The sequence below is a fragment of the Pseudoalteromonas sp. JC3 genome, assembly GCF_030291895.1.
GTDB lineage: Bacteria > Pseudomonadota > Gammaproteobacteria > Enterobacterales > Alteromonadaceae > Pseudoalteromonas.
On the sequence record NZ_CP127855.1, the window covers coordinates 633,521 to 652,230 of the forward strand.

Annotated in this window: 18 protein-coding genes; 13 read left to right on the top strand and 5 right to left on the bottom strand. The window is 41.0% G+C overall.

All coding sequences use genetic code 11. From position 1 onward, the window contains the following. Nucleotides 1-34: 34 nt before the first annotated feature. Together QSH61_RS02705 and QSH61_RS02710 are read right to left on the bottom strand one after the other, a co-directional pair. Nucleotides 35-1,294: a flippase gene (locus tag QSH61_RS02705; RefSeq protein ID WP_206471487.1), complete on the bottom strand. Its 1,260-nt coding sequence runs from the start codon at nt 1,292-1,294 to the stop codon at nt 35-37. Further along, nucleotides 1,291-2,190, bottom strand: coding sequence for a hypothetical protein (locus QSH61_RS02710; RefSeq protein ID WP_206471486.1), 900 nt, complete (start codon nt 2,188-2,190; stop codon nt 1,291-1,293). Before QSH61_RS02710 ends, QSH61_RS02705 begins: the two co-directional genes overlap by 4 nt. Nucleotides 2,191-2,389: 199 nt before the next feature. Between QSH61_RS02710 and wecA (QSH61_RS02715) the strand changes: the two genes are divergently transcribed. Genes wecA (QSH61_RS02715) through QSH61_RS02725 form a run of 3 tightly spaced genes read left to right on the top strand, consistent with a single transcriptional unit; the run spans nt 2,390 to nt 5,948 of the window. Then, nucleotides 2,390-3,484: a UDP-N-acetylglucosamine--undecaprenyl-phosphate N-acetylglucosaminephosphotransferase gene (gene wecA / locus QSH61_RS02715; RefSeq protein ID WP_206471485.1), complete on the top strand. Its 1,095-nt coding sequence runs from the start codon at nt 2,390-2,392 to the stop codon at nt 3,482-3,484. A 56-nt stretch (nt 3,485-3,540) separates the two neighbouring features. After that, nucleotides 3,541-4,803: a lipopolysaccharide biosynthesis protein gene (locus tag QSH61_RS02720; protein ID WP_206471484.1), complete on the top strand. Its 1,263-nt coding sequence runs from the start codon at nt 3,541-3,543 to the stop codon at nt 4,801-4,803. Continuing rightward, complete coding sequence (locus tag QSH61_RS02725; RefSeq protein ID WP_206471483.1) at nt 4,800-5,948, top strand: glycosyltransferase family 4 protein; 1,149 nt, start codon at nt 4,800-4,802, stop codon at nt 5,946-5,948. The genes QSH61_RS02720 and QSH61_RS02725 overlap by 4 nt, the downstream gene beginning before the upstream one ends. A gap of 145 nt (nt 5,949-6,093) precedes the next feature. On the opposite strand, the gene pssE is transcribed toward QSH61_RS02725, so the two are convergent. Genes pssE through wecA (QSH61_RS02740) form a run of 3 tightly spaced genes read right to left on the bottom strand, consistent with a single transcriptional unit; the run spans nt 6,094 to nt 8,098 of the window. Further along, complete coding sequence (gene pssE / locus QSH61_RS02730; protein ID WP_206471482.1) at nt 6,094-6,549, bottom strand: PssE/Cps14G family polysaccharide biosynthesis glycosyltransferase; 456 nt, start codon at nt 6,547-6,549, stop codon at nt 6,094-6,096. Beyond that, entirely contained in the window at nt 6,546-7,022 is a 477-nt protein-coding gene (pssD, locus tag QSH61_RS02735) for a PssD/Cps14F family polysaccharide biosynthesis glycosyltransferase (RefSeq protein ID WP_206471481.1), read from the bottom strand. Before pssD ends, pssE begins: the two co-directional genes overlap by 4 nt. Nucleotides 7,023-7,024: 2 nt before the next feature. Beyond that, entirely contained in the window at nt 7,025-8,098 is a 1,074-nt protein-coding gene (gene wecA, locus QSH61_RS02740) for a UDP-N-acetylglucosamine--undecaprenyl-phosphate N-acetylglucosaminephosphotransferase (protein ID WP_320076057.1), read from the bottom strand. A 455-nt stretch (nt 8,099-8,553) separates the two neighbouring features. On the opposite strand from wecA (QSH61_RS02740), the gene QSH61_RS02745 reads away from it, so the two are divergent. The 10 genes from QSH61_RS02745 to QSH61_RS02790 all read left to right on the top strand — a co-directional run bounded on the left by QSH61_RS02745 (nt 8,554) and on the right by QSH61_RS02790 (nt 18,709). Further along, nucleotides 8,554-9,471: a Wzz/FepE/Etk N-terminal domain-containing protein gene (locus QSH61_RS02745; protein ID WP_206471480.1), complete on the top strand. Its 918-nt coding sequence runs from the start codon at nt 8,554-8,556 to the stop codon at nt 9,469-9,471. Between the two features lie 6 nt (nt 9,472-9,477). Next, nucleotides 9,478-10,680, top strand: coding sequence for a glycosyltransferase family 4 protein (locus QSH61_RS02750; protein ID WP_206471479.1), 1,203 nt, complete (start codon nt 9,478-9,480; stop codon nt 10,678-10,680). After that, complete coding sequence (locus QSH61_RS02755; RefSeq protein ID WP_206471478.1) at nt 10,670-11,218, top strand: DapH/DapD/GlmU-related protein; 549 nt, start codon at nt 10,670-10,672, stop codon at nt 11,216-11,218. Before QSH61_RS02750 ends, QSH61_RS02755 begins: the two co-directional genes overlap by 11 nt. Further along, nucleotides 11,218-12,492 (top strand): O-antigen ligase family protein, encoded by a 1,275-nt coding sequence (locus tag QSH61_RS02760; RefSeq protein WP_206471477.1) that lies wholly within the window; start codon nt 11,218-11,220, stop codon nt 12,490-12,492. The genes QSH61_RS02755 and QSH61_RS02760 overlap by 1 nt, the downstream gene beginning before the upstream one ends. Then, nucleotides 12,489-13,376, top strand: coding sequence for a glycosyltransferase family 2 protein (locus tag QSH61_RS02765; RefSeq protein WP_206471476.1), 888 nt, complete (start codon nt 12,489-12,491; stop codon nt 13,374-13,376). Before QSH61_RS02760 ends, QSH61_RS02765 begins: the two co-directional genes overlap by 4 nt. Next, a complete protein-coding gene (locus QSH61_RS02770) occupies nt 13,369-14,448 on the top strand; it encodes a glycosyltransferase family 4 protein (protein ID WP_206471475.1) in 1,080 nt (359 codons plus the stop codon). Before QSH61_RS02765 ends, QSH61_RS02770 begins: the two co-directional genes overlap by 8 nt. A 15-nt stretch (nt 14,449-14,463) precedes the next feature. Next, nucleotides 14,464-15,630, top strand: coding sequence for a nucleotide sugar dehydrogenase (locus QSH61_RS02775; protein WP_206471474.1), 1,167 nt, complete (start codon nt 14,464-14,466; stop codon nt 15,628-15,630). Between the two features lie 74 nt (nt 15,631-15,704). Then, entirely contained in the window at nt 15,705-16,184 is a 480-nt protein-coding gene (gene rfaH, locus QSH61_RS02780) for a transcription/translation regulatory transformer protein RfaH (RefSeq protein WP_206471473.1), read from the top strand. Nucleotides 16,185-17,146: 962 nt separating this feature from the next. Next, nucleotides 17,147-18,262, top strand: coding sequence for a polysaccharide export protein (locus QSH61_RS02785; protein ID WP_206471472.1), 1,116 nt, complete (start codon nt 17,147-17,149; stop codon nt 18,260-18,262). A gap of 12 nt (nt 18,263-18,274) precedes the next feature. Then, on the top strand, nt 18,275-18,709 hold the full coding sequence (locus tag QSH61_RS02790; protein WP_206471471.1) for a low molecular weight protein-tyrosine-phosphatase: 435 nt from the start codon (nt 18,275-18,277) through the stop codon (nt 18,707-18,709). The last annotated feature ends 1 nt before the right edge of the window (nt 18,710 follow it).

Consider the following 18,710-nt stretch of genomic DNA (forward strand, 5'->3'; position numbering starts at 1 on the left):
AAAACATTTTCTTATATGAAGTGTTGGATTTAGTTTAGCCATTCTTAAGTAATGCTTTTAGGTAAGTTCTGGTAGATGAAAAAAACACCATAAATCCAATGCCTGCAATCCCATAAGCGACGACGCTTGCAATGGCTGCCCCAATACCTCCATAGTGTGGTATCAATAAAATATTAAGCAATACATTCACCACTGCACCCATTAAGTGGCTATGTAGGCTTAACTTGTGATTGTTGGATAAAATCAACCAGCGGCTCATAAACGCACGACTAAAAATAAAGAGGCAGCCAAAAATATGTACCTGCAAAATAGCAATGCTGCTGCGATATGCGTCACCAAACAAGAACAAGATGATTGGCTCTGCAAGCCACAGTGTCAGCGTTATCACTGCGACTGCCGCAACGGTCGAATAAGCGTAAAAGTGTCGCTGTAATCGCCAATACTGAAATTTATTAGCATGATAGAGGCTAACGAGCCTGGGCATAAATACATTTGCAATTAACACAGGTAAGACATACCAAAACTCAGAAAGCTTCGCCGCAGCGGCATAATAAGCCACTTCCTGATCGCCTATCATACTTGCCAGCATGACTTGATCGATTTTTAAATACATCACGGCGGCAAGACTTGAAAGTAGTAACCACTTTCCTCGGTGAAGTAAGATACCTGCACCTTTGTACATGCGCTTGGCTGTATTAAGTTGTGCTTTTTTTAAAGGTGGCTGGCGGCGCAGCAAAAACAGATACGCCATTGCCAGCAGTGCATATTCGGCACCGCTCAAGAGCACCCAAATCACAATCGGCGATTCCCATAGGATTGCTAATATAAGTGCGAGTTTACAGCTAAGCTTTATTAGCAGTCGTGGAACAAGCGTTGTTGCTACTTCCTGCTTAGCGATGAAGAAAAATTCAATAACGGTAGCGGCATTGCCTACTTGCAATGCCACGAGCAATGCCACTAGAGCGGCCTCAGTTGAGTCGAGCGCGAGTAACCCGCATAAATAGGCGAGTGGAATGATAGCAACTGAAAATACGAGCCGAACCCCAATGGCTGCAAATAGATAAAACGCTGTATTATTAGGGTAGAGGGTAAAGTATTTGCTGCTGACGTTGTTTAACCCCATTTGGGTAAACACTAAAAACAACGAACCAAAAGCGACAATACTGGAAAATTGACCAAAAAGTTCAGCGCCCGCATATCTCGCCATTAATAGGGCGCTGGCAAAACTAAAAAATAAGACGGTGAAACGTTCAACTACTAATAGCGAGCTATTAATGAGTAGTTTACGCTTCACTCAAATTTCTCCCTTGCCACGTCAATATTTATTTTCTCTTGCTCACACAGTTTAGTTAGGTGGGTTTTGATTTTTTTAGAATTAAAATACTCAGATAGGATGTCTACCGTGTGTTGATTTGCACTACTCACCTGAGCCTGGGTTGAGTTTTGCTGTTCAATAGCGAGCTGACGGCTAAACTTATGTTCAAATCGCTGTCTAAAACTGGCAAGGTTATCAAGAAAGCCAACGAGTGCGAATAATTCTAAATTTTCTATGAATAGATTGTGATTATCCTTCGCTTCAGCCATCGATTTTGGGTAATGCCCGTAAATAAAGGCACTCTGTGTGTTTGCCATTTGCCAACCTCTTTCGCCAAAGATGATGGCATCGGCTTCTGCGATTAAGTCATCTGTTGGGTGGTTGGTTGGCGGCATTATCTTTAAATTATTCGTAAGCTTATTAAAGATATAATTTGATTTTAGTCTAGCTACCGGATCTCTAAGTACAGTGATGAATTGTACTTGGCGATATTCATCTAAAATCGCTCTGTTGAGCCCCCAATGGCCGCTAATATAACCACGCTCAAGAGAGAGAAAATAGCGCATTAAGCCTTGGAGTTGAGTGAGGTGATGATGTCCAAATTCGCATTGGTCTTCAAGTGTGTTGATGTCTCTGCCAAAACTTCCAATGCTCGCCGCGATACTTGTATCTCTACATAAACGGTTGTCAGAAGGCGTGGCCAATGCTTTTCGCAGGGCATGATCAATGGCGCTGCCACCACATTTTCCAATATGAACAAATGCTGCTCGTTGTTGTATTGGCGTATTAGTAACAGGCGTAACGGTAAGGTGATAGCCAAAATGGTTGGCGGCATTTCTGACAAGCTGTTTCAGCATAATTAGGAATAACAACATTAAATTTTTCGCTATTCTACCACTTTAGGCGTCAAGCAGAAATAGCCAGTCTCCAACTGGATACTTTCCATTTAAGGACTTTTTTATACAAATTTGAGACATTCTACATAAGTGACTCTTATAAGCGCTTGCTATATAATGCGTCCTTGCTTGCGCCTATCCGGCAAGTGATGAATTATTCTCATATAGGTCATTTTTAGTGGTATTAAGTAACATTATCATTTTTTTTGCAGCTTTTCTTAGTCTGTTTTTTTTCAGAAAGCTGGCAAAAATTATCAATTTAGTTGACGCGCCAAATGAGCGAAAAAATCATAAAGGTCGCATCCCTTTAGTAGGGGGAGTTGCTATTTTCGTTATTGTGTTTTGTTACTTGTGGCTATCTGGCAATGGTATGACCAATGTAGATGTTTATCTTATTTGCGCCGTTAGCTTACTTATCATTGGTGTTATTGACGATTTAATTGACGTTTCATTTAAGTTGCGCCTGATTGTGCAAGCTGGTGTCGCCTTTACGATGATTTTCTTTGCTGATTTAATGCTCTCTCAGGTTGGTCAGTTACTTGGATCTTTTGCTCTTAATATTGGCACGTTTGGAGTAGCTGCTACGGTGATTGCTGTCGTTGGAGCCATCAACGCATTTAATATGGTCGATGGTATCGATGGCTTGTTAGGTGGGCTGGCGACGGTCTCCTTTAGTTCCATGGCTGCGTTGTTTTATCTTGCAGGACTTACTGAATTATTTGCATTTTCTATCGCGATTGTGGTGGCGACATTACCTTATATTTTAATGAATTTAGGGATCCCATTAGGTCGAAGATTCAAAGTATTTATGGGCGATGCCGGTAGTACGGTGATTGGTTTTACTGTGGTTTGGCTGCTACTTGAGGGATCTCAAGGCGAGATTATCGCCATCAATCCAGTGACCGCGTTGTGGATTGCTGCAATCCCGATCATGGATGCTATCTCCACCATAATGAGAAGAATTAAAAAAGGGCAGTCGCCTTTTAAACCAGATCGTGAGCATCTGCATCATATTTTACAACGACTAGGTGTTGGACCAAAAATGACTCTGCTTGTTATTTGTTCAATTGCTAGTCTCTTTGCGCTCATTGGTATACTCGCCCAACTTAATGAGATCCCTGATTACTTCATGTTTTATGGCTTTATTCTTTGCCAGGTAGTTTACAACCAAATTATGCTCAATATTTGGAAGTTAACTGTATTTGCACGCAAACTACTAGGTATTTCGCAAAAACAAGAACAAAACGAAAGTGAAGAAAGCACTGGGCTGTAAGGCTAATTACAGGCTTTCTCCACTGGCTTCTTTTCTGAACGAAAAATAGAACGACTATGCTACAAAAACTAATTCGTCAGGCGGGGATCCTGTTAGGTGGTAACCTATCAGCGTCTATTCTTAACTTTTTATCCGTTGCCATCTCATTAAAAGCCCTAGGGGTTAAATCCTTTGGTGAAGTGACCTTATTGCAAGCATACATATTGGTTATTAGCTTGTGCTTCAACCCTCAGGCATGGCAGGGATTGATACGTTATTTTAGCCTCGAAAGCGATAAAGCAAGATTAATTGTAGCAACGCTCAAATATGATTTTTTGTGTGCGGTTGCAGGTACGGGGATCGCTGTTCTATTTGCTGAGCTCTACGCTGCTAGCTTTGGGCTTGGTGAGTACAGCGAGTTACTAAAGTGGTGTTCGATATATATATTGCTAAACCAAACCAGTGTCGCAATTGGTATACTACGCTACCAAGAGCGTTATAAAGCGTTAGCGTTACAGAGCGTGATTAGTGCAGTACTCTTTTTTGCCTGTGCCTTAGTTGGCTATTGGAAAAACTTAACGGTGAGTTTTTACGTTGCAACCTATCTCATCACCTTAGGGTTGGGCGTCGTTTTTATTCAGTGCTTATGCTTGAGCCAAGTGGTTTCTTTATTAAAGAACAAAGAGAGTACAATCGAAGCGCTCTCACTGGCGCGAATAAAAGAGTTCACACGCTTCAATTTCACTGTTCATATGACTGCACTGGCAGATATCCCTGTCAAACAGCTCGATAATATCTTAGTGGGTGCGGTGGTATCTGTAGGAGCCGCAGGCGCTTATCGCGTGATAAAACAAATCGCGACGATTTCAACAAAAGTGACAGGTCCCTTGAATCAAGTGCTGTACCCTGAAGTGAATGCGTTATTAGCAAAGAAAGCTTATAGCAAAGTTAAAGGCGCAATGCAGAAAATCATCCTGCTTTTACTCCTCCCTTCTTTGGTTGTTGTCGCGTTGGCAAGTTTTACGACAAATTATTGGATACCGGCAATCTTTTCAGAAGAGTTACTGGCTTATCAGTGGCATATTATTACGTTTTTGTTTATTCACGCGGTTGCGACGGCTTTTACACCAATACATCCGATATTCTTAGCATTAGGGTATGTGAAGCGGTTATTTATGATCACGCTTTTCTCTAATATCATATTGTGTATAGGTATTTTAATACTAGGTACACAGATTGAGTTGTGGGGCGTGGTGATCTCGATTTTTATTCAGTATTTACTGACAATTATATGCAAGTTACCGCTGATTTTAACGCGACTAGCAAAGGAACATTCATGAAAGTACTTCACTGCATACCCAATTTTTCAATAACGACGGAAACCTTTATTTATGATCAGGTTGTTGCGATTGAGCAAAGTGGCGTACAGTCTGCGATCCTAACTGCAAATAGAATGAATGAAACGAGTCGCCCATTTGATAAAGTTTACCTATCACCAATCAAGTCAGTCATTAATGAGCGAGTGACACAAGCACTTGCACTTAGGTTGCAGTTGTTGCCTTACATGATTGATTACAAAACTTGGGCGCGCGTAATAGATGAATTTAAACCTGATGTGATCCATTGCCATACTGGGAATGCAGTAAAAATTTGGATGCACGTGAGTGATAAACTGGGTATTAAGATCCCCACGCTTGCATCATTACATGGCTCTGATGTAAACAGTGAACCTTTGATCAGACCTAAGTATCGTGCTGTTCTTGCTGCAGCGGGAAAGAAAGACTTTATTCAATGGACAGTTCCTTCGGAATTTTTAAAGCATAAAACAACGCTAAATCTAAGCGTCCCCGCCGCTAAAATTAAAGTGGTTCATAATGCTTTCAATCCGATGTTTTTGAACGAAAAAGCGAAGGTTACATTCGATAATTTACGCATTATTTCTGTCGGTCGTTTTATAAATTGTAAAGGGCATCAATTCCTCATTGATGCTTTGTCTATACTGCTGCCCCAATTTCCTGATGCAACATTAACTTTAGTTGGAGGCGGGGCACTTGAGGAGCAACTCAAAGCGCAGGTTCAACAACTAGGTATGAGTGAGCAAGTACATTTTATCGATAAGGTAGAGCACGTTAAGTTGCCATCTTTACTTGCATCACATAATGTCTATGTGCAGCCTTCAATTCGCGACGAAGTAACATTTCAAGAAGAATCATTTGGTGTTGCCGCTTTAGAGGCTATGGCGACCGGGTTACCTACTGTTGTTTCAGATTGTGGCGGGTTAACCGAGCTGGCAGGACTGACAAACACAGCTGCGGTGAAAGTAGCAGAGCAAAAGAATGCAAAATCCATTGCGGCTGCAATCAGTCATTTATTTGAAAATCGAGCGACACTTACAGAAACTGAACGTGCTGAGGTCGGCCATTTATTTTCGTCAGAAATGAATACGGCTGCAATCTTAGAGAGTTATAGTAGTTTAATCAGCTAAATAACGCTTTGGCATCCTTTTATCGTTAATATAGCGAAAGCTCCTTCCGAGCGAGCTGTAAAATCTCTCGGAAGCTTTGTACTCGTAAGAAGCCTGTCCAACAAATTCAGGGGGTTGTGAATATACAATCCATAGCTTATGAGTTTTATGGTTGTGAAAAGAGTCGCACTAAGTCTTCAGCCAGAAAAAAAGGTTCTTTTACATAAGCCGAAGGCTGGTAATTACTCGCACCATTGATGAGCTGAGCAATCGAGTCTATTTGTGTGCAAACCATTGCATAATTATGCTTGTCGACATAGTCTGCTAAATCTGATTGATGCTTATCAACTCTTCCGAAGTTAGGAACAATAATGCACTTCTTACCTATTTCCAATAATTCGAACACGGTTCCTGCCCCAGCATGTGTGATGATAAGATCGGCATCTTTTAATGTGTTTGAAAAGTGGTTCGAAAACCCGAAATACTCACCATTACGTGGCTGAAAGTCACCTTTGCCTATCTGAAAAGTGAAATGGTGTTGGGGGAAAGTTTGCGCAGCCTCATCGACAGCTTTAACCAATGTATCAAATGAAGAAGAACCAACCGTTACTAATATTTTCATAGTCTTCCGCAGTACCTTGCATTTTTATATAGCGCTAACTGCTGTTTGTTTTGCACCCAAAACTCATGGCATAACTTGGACATTACCCTGCCGGTGAAGGAACGGGTGTAAAAGCGGCAAAACGTTTCAACAAATACCACTTTCTTGCCGAACAGCCGTAAAACAATGGACGGAAGTATAGCGATACCAGGGCCGGTAGAGATAATGCCGGTTACTTTGTATTGGCGGCAGACTTGTAGAGTCGTAGTTAGCGCCTTAATTGAACCGTAAATAGCCATTCCAACGGATTTAATGCGGCTTTGCTTATGACGTACATCACCAAGCGTAAAATGCGTGATGGACTGGTGAATTGGTGTAGGCCCCAATGAAACGAAATTGAGTTCGGATCCTACTATATGATCTAACAGAAGGGTCATTTCTTTTTTATGCCCTCCTTCGCCATAAGCTAGGATAACTACGGGTTGCTTTGACATATTTACTGCTTTTTATTTAGTTTTGTAGTGATTCCAAAATATTTGCGTATCTTAACAGTTACTCGCCAGATCCGGCTCATTATATAGAAATAGACGAGATTGATCACGACGAAACTCCAAAACATCACATAATTTGGAACGCCTATAAACTCAGCGACAACACCAACTGTGGCAAACAGTAAAGCGATAAAACAAATAGTTAATAGTGCCTGTCTAGAAGACAAACCTAATCGCATGATAATGTGGTGCAAGTGCTCTCTGTCAGGCATAAAAGGTGACTGGCCCTTTTTTATTCGCCTTATAATAGTAGAAAGTGCATCCATAATAGGAATTGCGGCAATCCAAAGCCCTGTTACAGCACTAAATGAACGAGTTTCGCCTTGCGAGCCTTCTATCAACATCCATACGATAGAAAAGCCTATGACTGTACTGCCAGCATCACCCATAAATACTTTAAACCTTTGTCCAAAGGGGACACCAACATTCATTAAAATATAGGGGATAGTTGCAATAACGATCACAAATGAAAAAGACAACAGCTGAGTGTGGCCAGACATTAGAAAGAGCACCGACATTGCGCCAAATGTAACGGTTGCCATTCCTCCAAGCAAACCATCTATCCCATCTACCATATTAAATGCGTTGATTGCACCAATGACGGCAATAAAGGTAAGCAGATAACCAAGAAAAGGAATGCTGACATCGGAGGGTCCGAAAAGTGAACCCAGATCAATCAAAATGAGATCGGCGTTTATCATCATAATCAGAGACATCAGTGCTTGGATAAGCAGCCTGAGTTTAAAACTTAAGTCTTTTAGGTCGTCCCACACACCTATCAGCAACAAGAAGCCAGCACAACATAAATAAATATATGAATGAGATAAAGTGTTAGGAAAAACATATAAGTAGCTAAAGACTACAACAAAAATAGACAAACCACCGACCAAAGGCACCGTACCAGAGTGTACCTTTCTTTCATTCGGTGTATCGACAAGATTGATCACCTTTGCCAGTTTTCTGAACAAAAACAGACTAATGAATGTAGCAAAAAAGACGCTTATATTATTTATTATCACTTCAAACAGTGCCTAAAATTAGATTGAACCAAAAAGTAGCCGATATCAAAGCGCAAACCAGAGCGTGTCTATAAACATAATTTATCTAATAAAAAGTCATGCAAACGAGCTATGTTAACGCATTGCCAGCGTTTAGTCACATTCGTCTATCAATGCTGGCTAAATTAGTAGTTAGGATACACGAATAATGTAGCCTCTTTCGTTTCTTTTTGTAAATAATAACCCATAAAATACACTCGCTTTTTAAGCAACTGTTACTGCTAGAGCAAAGTTGACCAAAAGTAAGGTATTCCGACAGGCTTTAGTTACCGATATGTGGGCCTTGCTGTAGGTGGATTGTCGCTTTTAATGGGTTGCATTTGGCTACAATTTAACGCTAAAAATACTATTTTAATAAACATTTCGTTTGCTATAATGCCCACCTTTTAGTTAGTCAAAGCTGGTTGAGAAACTCCATGGAAAGTAATGTTGTAGCCGCAGAACAGAGTATAAACTTCACATTTGCTAAGTTAATGAAATACAAATGGGTCGTTATTGTTGGAACACTGCTTTCAGCTGTACTCTCCGTATTTGTAGCGATGGAACAACCCAATAAATATACCGCTAAAGTTTACTTAGTACCATCTAACGCCAAAGAAGGCGGAGGACTATCTAAGCTGGCTGGTCAGTTCGGTGGTCTAGCTAGTATGGCGGGAATTTCTCTTGGTGGCTCAGAAGGAAATGATGTTGATGCAGCGATTGAATTTATGAAAAGTCGCGGCTTTTTGCAGCCATTTATTGACAAGCGTACCTTATTACCTGAAATTCTCGCACTTGAGAAATGGGATTCAAATAATAACGGCTATATCTACAACCCTGAGCTTTACGATGTTGAAACAAAAACTTGGGTAAGAAGCGCCCCTCCTGGCAAACAAGTTATTCCATCAGCATGGGAAGGTTATATTTCTCTGTTAGGCAGCATAGATGTTTTGTATATGAAGAAAAAAGGTCTGGTAGAGTTAAAAGTCACTACCCTAGCACCTGAGTTATCAGTGAATATAACCAACTGGCTTGTTGAAGATATAAATGAATTTTGGCGTACAAAAGACAAGCACGAAGCTGAAGAGGCGATAGAGTATTTAAAACAAAAAGCCGCAGAAACCAGCGTTGCAGAGTTACGTACTGTATTTTACGAGTTAATAGCAGAACAAACCCGTTCAAAATTATTATCGTCTATTGGTGACTATCACTTGGTAAAACCTTTGTCTCCTGTTATCTATCCTGAAGAAAAATCGGGGCCATCACGTGCGCTGATCTGTTTAGGAATTACCTTTATCGGTGGCTTATTGTCTTTGATTGTTGCATTTATTTTAGCGCTTAGATCGAAGGCGTAGTTGGTTATGACAATTACCTCATCTAGAAAACCGTGTGTACTGCTGACAAGTAACCAATATAAGCCAAACATAGGTGGGATTGAAAACTCGCTCTACCATCTTTCTCAAGAATATATCCAGTTAGGATATGAGGTTATTATCGTTACCAGCGACTTAAACCCAGACAACAAGTCACTACCGGACGTCGAAGTTGAAGATGGCGTAACTATTTATCGATATAAAACAGGCCGTGATCAAGGGATTGGACGAGGGATAAAGCATATTCGCAATGCTATTTCACTTTATAAAACCGTACTAAAAAAACATGACCCAGAGCTTGCGGTTTGTCGTTTTCACTTCAATGTGGTGTACCTAAAGGCACTAGGGTATCAAAACCTTGTATATTTGGTGCCTGGTGTAGTGGAAAACGAGACCAAGGCCAGTTTACGACAGCAAACTACTTTTCTAGGAAAAGTGAAAGGTTCGTTGTCTTTTTCCTTGCATAAATTAATGCAGCGCTGGGCATTTTCTTGCTCTGACAAGCTATTTGTATTTAGTGAAAATATGTTGCAGCAAGTCAGAAAAATTAACAAGGATAAAGCCATCAGAACGTGTAAACCAGGCGTTAGCTTATCACGCTTTAGCCTGGTTTCTCGAAGCGAAAAGCACCAATTAAGAGAACGATTAGGTGTTGCTGATAATGGTAAAGTGTTTTTATGTATTGGCCGGTTTGTAAAGGCCAAAGGCTTTGATACGGCAATTGAAGCATTAAAGTTGCTAGACGGTGATGCAACGTTGTGGTTATTGGGCGAGGGAACTGAAGAACAAGAGCTTCGCGCGTTATGTAACCGCCTTAATGTGGACGCCAAAGTTAAGTTTTTAGGACGCCAAAGTTGCCCTGAGGAATATTATAAGGCTGCTGACTTTTTTATTATGTCATCAACTTATGAGCCGCTTGGACAAACCATTCTAGAAGCCTTATCTTGCGGCTTACCGATAGTGGGAGCTTGTGCAAGTGACAAGGTGATAACAGCCACAAGTGAGATCCTATCATCTACTAACAATATACTACTCGACGCACACTCAGCTAAGTCGTTTGCCGAAGGGATGAAAACCCTTATGGCGCTTGAAGATAGTGACTATGCTCTGTTGCAACAGCAAAATAGAACGTTAGCAGAGCAAAAATTTAGTTGGAATAAACTGGCTAGGGAGTTAGCAAGTGAAGACTAAATTACAATACCTAATATTGAAAATTGCGAATCGCTTTATTAGATCCACGTTGTTGCAGGAGAAAGTTGATAAGTTAGGTTATACGCTGATTATCGATAAGTACCGTGCTCAGGGTGCTGAAATTGGTGAAAACACCATCATTATTGATACCAAACTATCTTCATCTAGTAAGGGGGATCGTTTTTTTATTGGTCGAGATTGTACTATTACAGGGGCAACGTTACTCGGTCATGATGCTTCTCCAACGCTTTTTATTAAAGAGCTTGTTATTCATCCTGAAAGTTATAAAAAAGGCTCAAGGCGCTCGTATCGGTCGCCAATCACAATAGGCGATAATGTATTTATTGGTTGGGGGAGTATCGTTTTACCCGGTGTGAACATTGGCAATAATTGTGTTATTGGCGCAGGCAGTGTTGTAACGAAAGACATTCCAGAGGGCATGGTAGCAGCGGGCAACCCTGCTAAAGTGATAAAAGCCACAGCAGAATATGTGAGCACATATAGAGCTAAGCTCGAAAAAGAACCCGGTAATTTCTGATGTTAAAGCAGTTTTTTGTCAGTAATGAAGCCCCATCTCTAGCGCATAAGTTGTGCTTGCTGATGATGAGCGTCTACTTACTTGCGGATATTGCTGCGGGCTTTACGGTGATCCAGCTTGGTCTCAACCTTAAGCTGTCGCTACTATATAAACTGCCATTAACAGTCTTGATTTTAGTGCTAGTGTTACTGCTGGACGCTAGGTATTTTGTTGCTTTACTCTCTTTGCTGGCAATACTCCTTATTGGTCCTATTTTTCAGCTTGCCAATGAAGCAGATGGCGGCGCGTTCATTAATGACTTTTCAAATGTATACAAGATGCTTATGCCGATATCCATTTTTGTGTACTTTGGCCTGTTGTCAACACGTTGGAAGTCATTCACTGCCAAGTGGTTAGAAAAGATCCTACTTACCAACTTTGCAATATTGTGCTTTAACCTATTACTCGGAGCGCTTGGTTTTGGCCGCTCCAGTTATGAACTCAGAGATGGCGAAACAGCAGGTTCCAATGGTTATATTTATGCCGCAAATGAGTTAGGTGCAACAATGGTGGTGTTGTTTTCTTTTGTACTGCATATTGGTTGGAACAACTATCGTCGCTGGTATCCCGTACTTTCGTTGTTTACTGTGCTTTGTGGTTTACTGGTGGCAACCAAAACAGCGATGCTTGCAGCGGCATTACTGGTTTTTGTTATTCCGTTGGCCAATGAAAGAGAGCGCTTTTTTAAGATGACAAAGCTTAAGCTCTATATGCTGGTTCCTATGACTATAGGTGTTGTTATTATTGCACTGGTTATTACCGACTTACTTGAAGCACTAGGCTTGTATGATCGCTTTATGTGGGTGCTCAGTCAAAAAGGAATATTAGGTATTGTATTATCCGGCCGAGACGAATATGCACGAGATTTGTTGGTCGTCTATGTTGACTATTTAGCGTTCTGGCAGCAGGCCATTGGAGTCGGAACCGCTGGTATTGCAGAGTATCTTCCCATTAAGTATGCTGCCGAAATTGATGCGGTGGACGTACTGGCCTATTTTGGCTTTTTTGGGTTACTAATTTGCTTTGCCTTTTATATATTAACGTTCGTTAAGGCTGCCTCACAGTTTGTTAAATGTAATGCTGTTTACAGTCCAAGTGTTGTTGTTGGTACATTTATTTTGCTATTTTTAGCACAATTAAGTGGTCATGTTTGGATTTCTGGTACGCTAGGGATATCATTTGGGTGTTTTGTTTCATTATTATGGGTTGATAATGAGAAAAGGAGTAACTCGTGAATTCATCTTTACCCCTAGTTACTGTGTGGATCCCAACTTGTAATCGACTATCATTGTTGAAGCGAGCGGTAAAGTCGGTACAAAATCAAACATACAAAAATTTAGAGTTGTTTATAGTTGATAATGGTTCGACGGATGGAACCGTAGAATATTTGCAACAACTCAGTGCGCAGGACTCGCGAGTTAAAATCCACTGCTTTGACACTAATCAAGGTGCTTGCCGAGCGAGAAACTATGCGATTCAGCACGCTCATGGGGTGTATGCAACGGGGCTTGACGATGATGATGAGTTTTTACCTAATAGAATTGCAGAGTTGGTTGAGGCTTTTGACGAGCGTTATGCTTTTGTTTGTAGTGGCTACATTTGGGATTATGGCAAAATTCAGCGTTCTCTTTTGGATTCAAATTTAATCATTGGGATAGACGCTCAACTCAATTTTAATCAAGCGTCAAACCAAGTGCTAACTAAGCGTGAGAGACTGGTAGAGGCAGGATTATTTGATGAGTCGATAGTGTCATCACAAGATTGGGAATTGTGGACGAGAATGATACTGAAATATGGAGCAGGCAAAAGGATCAGCACACCTTCATATATAGTTCATACAGCACATGATAAACCCAGAATTACCGATAGTCTTAATAATCGTATGGTTGGATTTCAGCAGTTTTATGAGCGCTATGGGTATTTAATGTCGAAGTCAAACAAGAAGTGTTTTGACTTTTTGATGCATTACAGTGAAGGCCGTAAAGTCGGCTTTGTTACTGTGATAAAGTTTTTTACTCCTGCTATTGCCACTAAATTGCTTAGAGCTTGGTTGGCCTCGTTATTTCCCAAGCTTGCTAGAAAACGCTTAGAACTCTTTAAAAGGGATGAAAGTGAGTAGAATTTGTTTTATCGCAAACTTATTTCCTTCTAAAAAGGACCCTTCGTTTGGTAGCTTTGTCGGGAAAAACTATGAGCAATTGGAGGCTCAGGGAAATCAAATAGTAAATAAAGTCGTGATTGACTATAGAGCTTCAGGTTTTGAGAAGTTGCTTTGTTACGCCAGGTTTGTTGCTCAGGGCATAAGGGCGATTGCCAAGCGTAACTACGATTATATTTACTTTCACTATCTAACTTATTCAACGCTATGCCTGTTGCCTTTTCTGCTACTTAGTCGACCCAAGTATGTAGTGAATATTCACGGTGATGATCTGGTTGGGGACACTCCCATACACAAGATTATGGGCTTTGCATCATCGCTGATATTAAAGCGCAGTGCTGCCGTTGTCGTACCCTCTTCATACTTTAAAGCTAAGTTGCTTGAATTATATCCTTGGTATCAAGAAAGCAAAATTGTCGTTTCGCCCTCAGGCGGTGTTGACTTTGAGCTGTTTAAGCCGACGGTTATGCCATCTGAAGTCGGATTCACACTTGGGTATGTATCACGGATAGATGAAGGAAAAGGGTGGCAAGAGTTGCTTGAAGCACTTGCCATCATTAAAGCTGCAAACCCTGAGCTGCTTAGTGGTTTTAGTTTAAAAATGTATGGTACCGGTGCACAGGTTCCCGCTTTGCAAGAGCAAATTGCTAAGCTTGAATTAGCATCACTCGTTCGCTATTTCGGTGCCTTAAAACCGCATGAACTGGTAGACAAGTATAGTGAGATGAATGCGTTTATTTTTCCAACTCATAGAGAAAGCTTTGGTTTGGTTGCTGTTGAAGCGCTGGCATGTGGCACGCCCGTTTTGGCGTCAAATATTAGTCCGGTCAATGAAGTTGTGATTGACGGTAAAAATGGACTACTTTTTGATGTGAAGAACAAAGAGTCAATTGCGGATAAAATAGTACAGATACTAACAATGAGCCTTCAAGAGTATGATGCGCTTAGCTCAAATACACGGAGCTCTGTTAAACATTACGATGCCAATCAAGTAGCGCAACAGTTAGACGTTGAGTTAAAAACACGGGTTTAAGTTTAGGAATTATTAATGAAGATTGTAGTTGTAGGTACTGGTTATGTAGGCCTCTCCAATTCTGTATTGTTGGCTCAGCACAACGAAGTCGTTGCATTAGACATTGATGAGGCGAAAGTTGATCTGATCAATAAAAAACAATCACCAATAGTGGACAAAGAAGTTTCAGAGTATTTATCGAGCAAGCGCCTTAACCTCGTGGCGACCACTGATAAGCAACTTGCCTATAAAGATGCTGAATATGTGGTGGTCGCAACACCAACAGACTACGACCCTGAAAGCAATTACTTCAATACAAAGTCCGTAGAATCAGTTATCTCCGATGTTCAGCATTACAATCGTGATGCAGTTATTGTGATCAAATCAACCGTCCCGGTAGGCTTTACCGAAAATGCCAGAGCCCAATTTAATTCTGATAAGATCATATTTTCTCCAGAGTTTTTGAGAGAAGGTAAGGCGCTTTACGACAATCTGTATCCATCTCGGGTGATAGTAGGTGAGCGCTCTGAGCAAGCGGAAGTATTTGCACAATTGCTAAAACAAGGTGCTGAGAAAGAAAATATTGAAACCTTATTTACTGACTCGACAGAAGCTGAGGCAATTAAGCTGTTTTCTAATACGTATTTAGCAATGCGAGTAGCTTATTTTAATGAGTTAGATAGCTACGCAGAGTCTCATGGTTTAAACACAAAGCAAATTATCGAAGGGGTGTGCTTAGACCCAAGAATTGGTGATCATTATAATAACCCGTCTTTCGGATATGGCGGATATTGCCTACCTAAGGACACCAAGCAGCTGCTAGCGAACTACAAAGACGTACCAAACAACATCATTCAAGCGATTGTTGATGCAAACACAACAAGAAAGGACTTTATCGCTGAGTCTATTCTAAAGCGTAATCCCAAAACTGTAGGGATTTATCGCCTGATCATGAAGGCAGGATCCGACAATTTTAGAGCCTCATCTATTCAAGGGGTGATGAAGCGCATAAAAGCGAAAGGTGTTGAAGTCGTTGTTTATGAGCCAGTACTTGAAGAAGAAAGCTTCTTTAATTCTAGGGTACTTAATGACCTAAATGTATTCAAAAATAGCTGTGATGTAATCATCTCTAACCGCATGGTTGAGGAGTTACAAGACGTTACCGAAAAAGTCTACACAAGAGACCTTTTTGGCAGTGACTAGGCTAGACCTAATTGAGAATATACGTATAATAGTAAGCCTAATTCGTTAGGCTTATTTTTTAGGGAACGCAACGCATGGAATGCTGGTATTTGCTCTACTGTAAACCAAAACAAGAACACAGAGCACAGTCAAATCTTCAAAATCAAGGGATAGAGTCTTGCTTCCCAACTTTCGTAAAAAGAAAAACCTCTGGCTCAAAGGCGGTGGAGCAACCGCTGTTTCCACGGTATTTATTTGTTAAGCTAGATCCACATTCTTCACACTTTTCTGCTGTAAAAAACACTCGCGGTGTTTCTGACTTTATTCGTTATGGTACCGATCTGCAAATGGTGCCAGATGAACTCGTCGCTCAACTAATGAATAAAAATGAAATAGCGGATGAGTTCGACCTTCAAGAAGGTGACTTGGTTCAGTTAACAGACGGCTGTTACAAAGACATTCAGGCCATATATCAACAACCTGATGGAGAACTTCGTAGCATTTTATTAATTAAACTGCTTAACCATTATGCACAAATCGTTGTTGATAACTGTACAATAAAAAAGGTACAATAAAAACTTCATCCTTTATTCTTATTTAATTGTTATAAAAAGGGTGTACTCTGGTCTGACTGTAAACTTCTTCACGTTGTTAGAAAGATTACATTAGCATAGCGGAACGTTTGCAATTTTGTAGCTGTAACTTAAAAGCTCAAACCAGTTCGTAGCAGCGACTTTATGTCGCGACAGAATGGTTCAGGCGCGGCTTTACGCTGCAAAAATATAAAGACTGTGGTCAACGTGGTAGGAGCGAGTTCACCTCGCGATCTTTTACGTAAACTGAAACCAGAATTTAGGAGCTGCAACCTAAGGGCGGAAGCGTGCTTGAATGCCGTAGCAGCGACTTTATGTCGCGACAGAATGGTTCAGGCGCGGCTTTACGCTGCAAAAATATAAAGAGTGTGGTCAACGTGGTAGGAGCGAGTTCACCTCGCGATCTTTTACGTAAACTGAAACCAGAATTTAGGAGCTGCAACCTAAGGGCGGAAGCGTGCTTGAATGCCGTAGCAGCGACTTTATGGCGCGACAACATAAACGCCTCAGGTCAACGCGGTAGGAGCGAGTTCACCTCGTGATCTTTTACATAAACTAAAACCAGCATTTAGGAGCTGCAACCTAAGGGCGGAAGCGTGCTTGAATACCGTAGCAGCGACTTTATGTCGCGACAAAATGATTCAAACTCAGACGTAGCAGTTTTACGCCGCGGCCAAGGACCAAAGATTAAATTGCAAATTAAGAAATAACAAATACAGCAATCTAAAAAACGAGCTCAAACTTGATAAAGGCTTTTATTCATACCTCAAGGTAAAAACATAGAATATAGAGTGAGAACAGCTGCAAAACCTAGTACTCACTTGCGATTAACAATCGTGCATGCTTTAATTAGCCCACGAAATTTCTGTTGTCTTTTCGTTATTAAGTAAAAGGCAATAAAAGTAATTAAAAGAAAAGACTATAAACACTTTTGGGAAGATACAATGGCGCTACGCTGTAAAACTATCATTGCTTCAACTGTATTACTTGCAATGAGTGGCTGTACACTCGTTCCAGGTGGCCATTTCGAAGGAATAGGTTCTGGTGAACAAACTGCAAACCTTGAGCGAGATCTTGAAAAAGTAAATATTCATATTATCGACTCGCAATTGGTGCAAGAACATAAAATCAAACGAGCGAAACAAATTGATCACTCGTCGCTCGCGGGTATTGATGTTTCAAATTATGAATATCGTCTTGGCGTAGGTGATGTAATCACCATTGGTGTGTGGGATCATCCAGAACTCACCATTCCAGCAGCTGTACAACGAACAGCAGAGTTTGACGGTTTCCGTGTTCAAGCCGATGGTACAATCAACTTTGCTTATGCGCCAAAGGTTCCTGCTGCTGGTCGCACAGTAACCGAGCTTAGAACTGACCTTGCAAAAAGACTAAGTCGTGTTATTGAAGAACCGCAAATCGACGTAAAAGTGGTTGGTTTTAAAAGCCAAAAAGCATATGTAACTGGTGAAGTTACAAAACCTGGTGTGTATCCAATCACAGAAACTCCAGTGACACTCATTGATGCTATCAACCAAGCCGGCGGTTTAACAGAAAGCGCCGATTGGGAAACGGTAACCTTTACTCGTGGTGACAAAACAGAAGTTATTCAACTCGATGATTTTTATGCCGAAGGTGATATTTCACAAAACCGCTTACTTAGACACGGTGATATTGTACACGTAAGTCGTAATGATAAACGCAACGTGTATGTGTTGGGTGATGTGATTAAAGCGGGCAAAGTAGACGTAAACCGCTATGGTTTAAGCCTAGCTGAAGCGCTAACGGATGTTGGTGGCTTTAACGAGCGTACAGCAGACGCAAACGGTGTTTTTGTCTTGCGTAAGCGCGACCTGCAAAAAGATGGTGTGCTTGCAGATGTATATCAGCTACATGCTAAAAACGTAGCCTCTTTAGTACTTGCTGAACAGTTTGAACTTGAGCCACAAGATATTGTGTATGTGACTAGCGCGCCACTTGCTCGTTGGAACAAAGTTATCAGTTTATTATTGCCTTCACTGTCTACAGTGGATGCGATTAAAGATATAGAAAACCGTTAATTGTGAGTACTCATGTTTGAAAGTGTTTTAATGGTCTGTGCGGGTAATATTTGCCGTAGCCCTACGGCAGAGTATCTGCTAAAAAACAAACTAAGTGGCAAAAGTGTAGCTGTTTCGTCAGCTGGATTAACCGCCCTAGAAGGAAAAGCCGCTGATGCATTAGCGCAGGAGTTGGCGAAAGAACAAGGAATCGACATGAGTGAGCACCAAGGTCGCCAGTTAACTGGTACCTTGGTCGCACAAAATAGTCTCATCCTCGTAATGGAGCAAAGGCATTTAACTGACCTTTGCAGCCGTTACCCTCAAGCTCGTGGCAAAACCTTTTTACTTGGTAAATGGATTGGCGATAAAGAAATTCCAGATCCGTATCGCCAATCACGTGAAGCGTTTGAGCATGTTTATGAGCTTATCGATAGCGCCTGTGGCGCTTGGCAACAGTATTTATAAG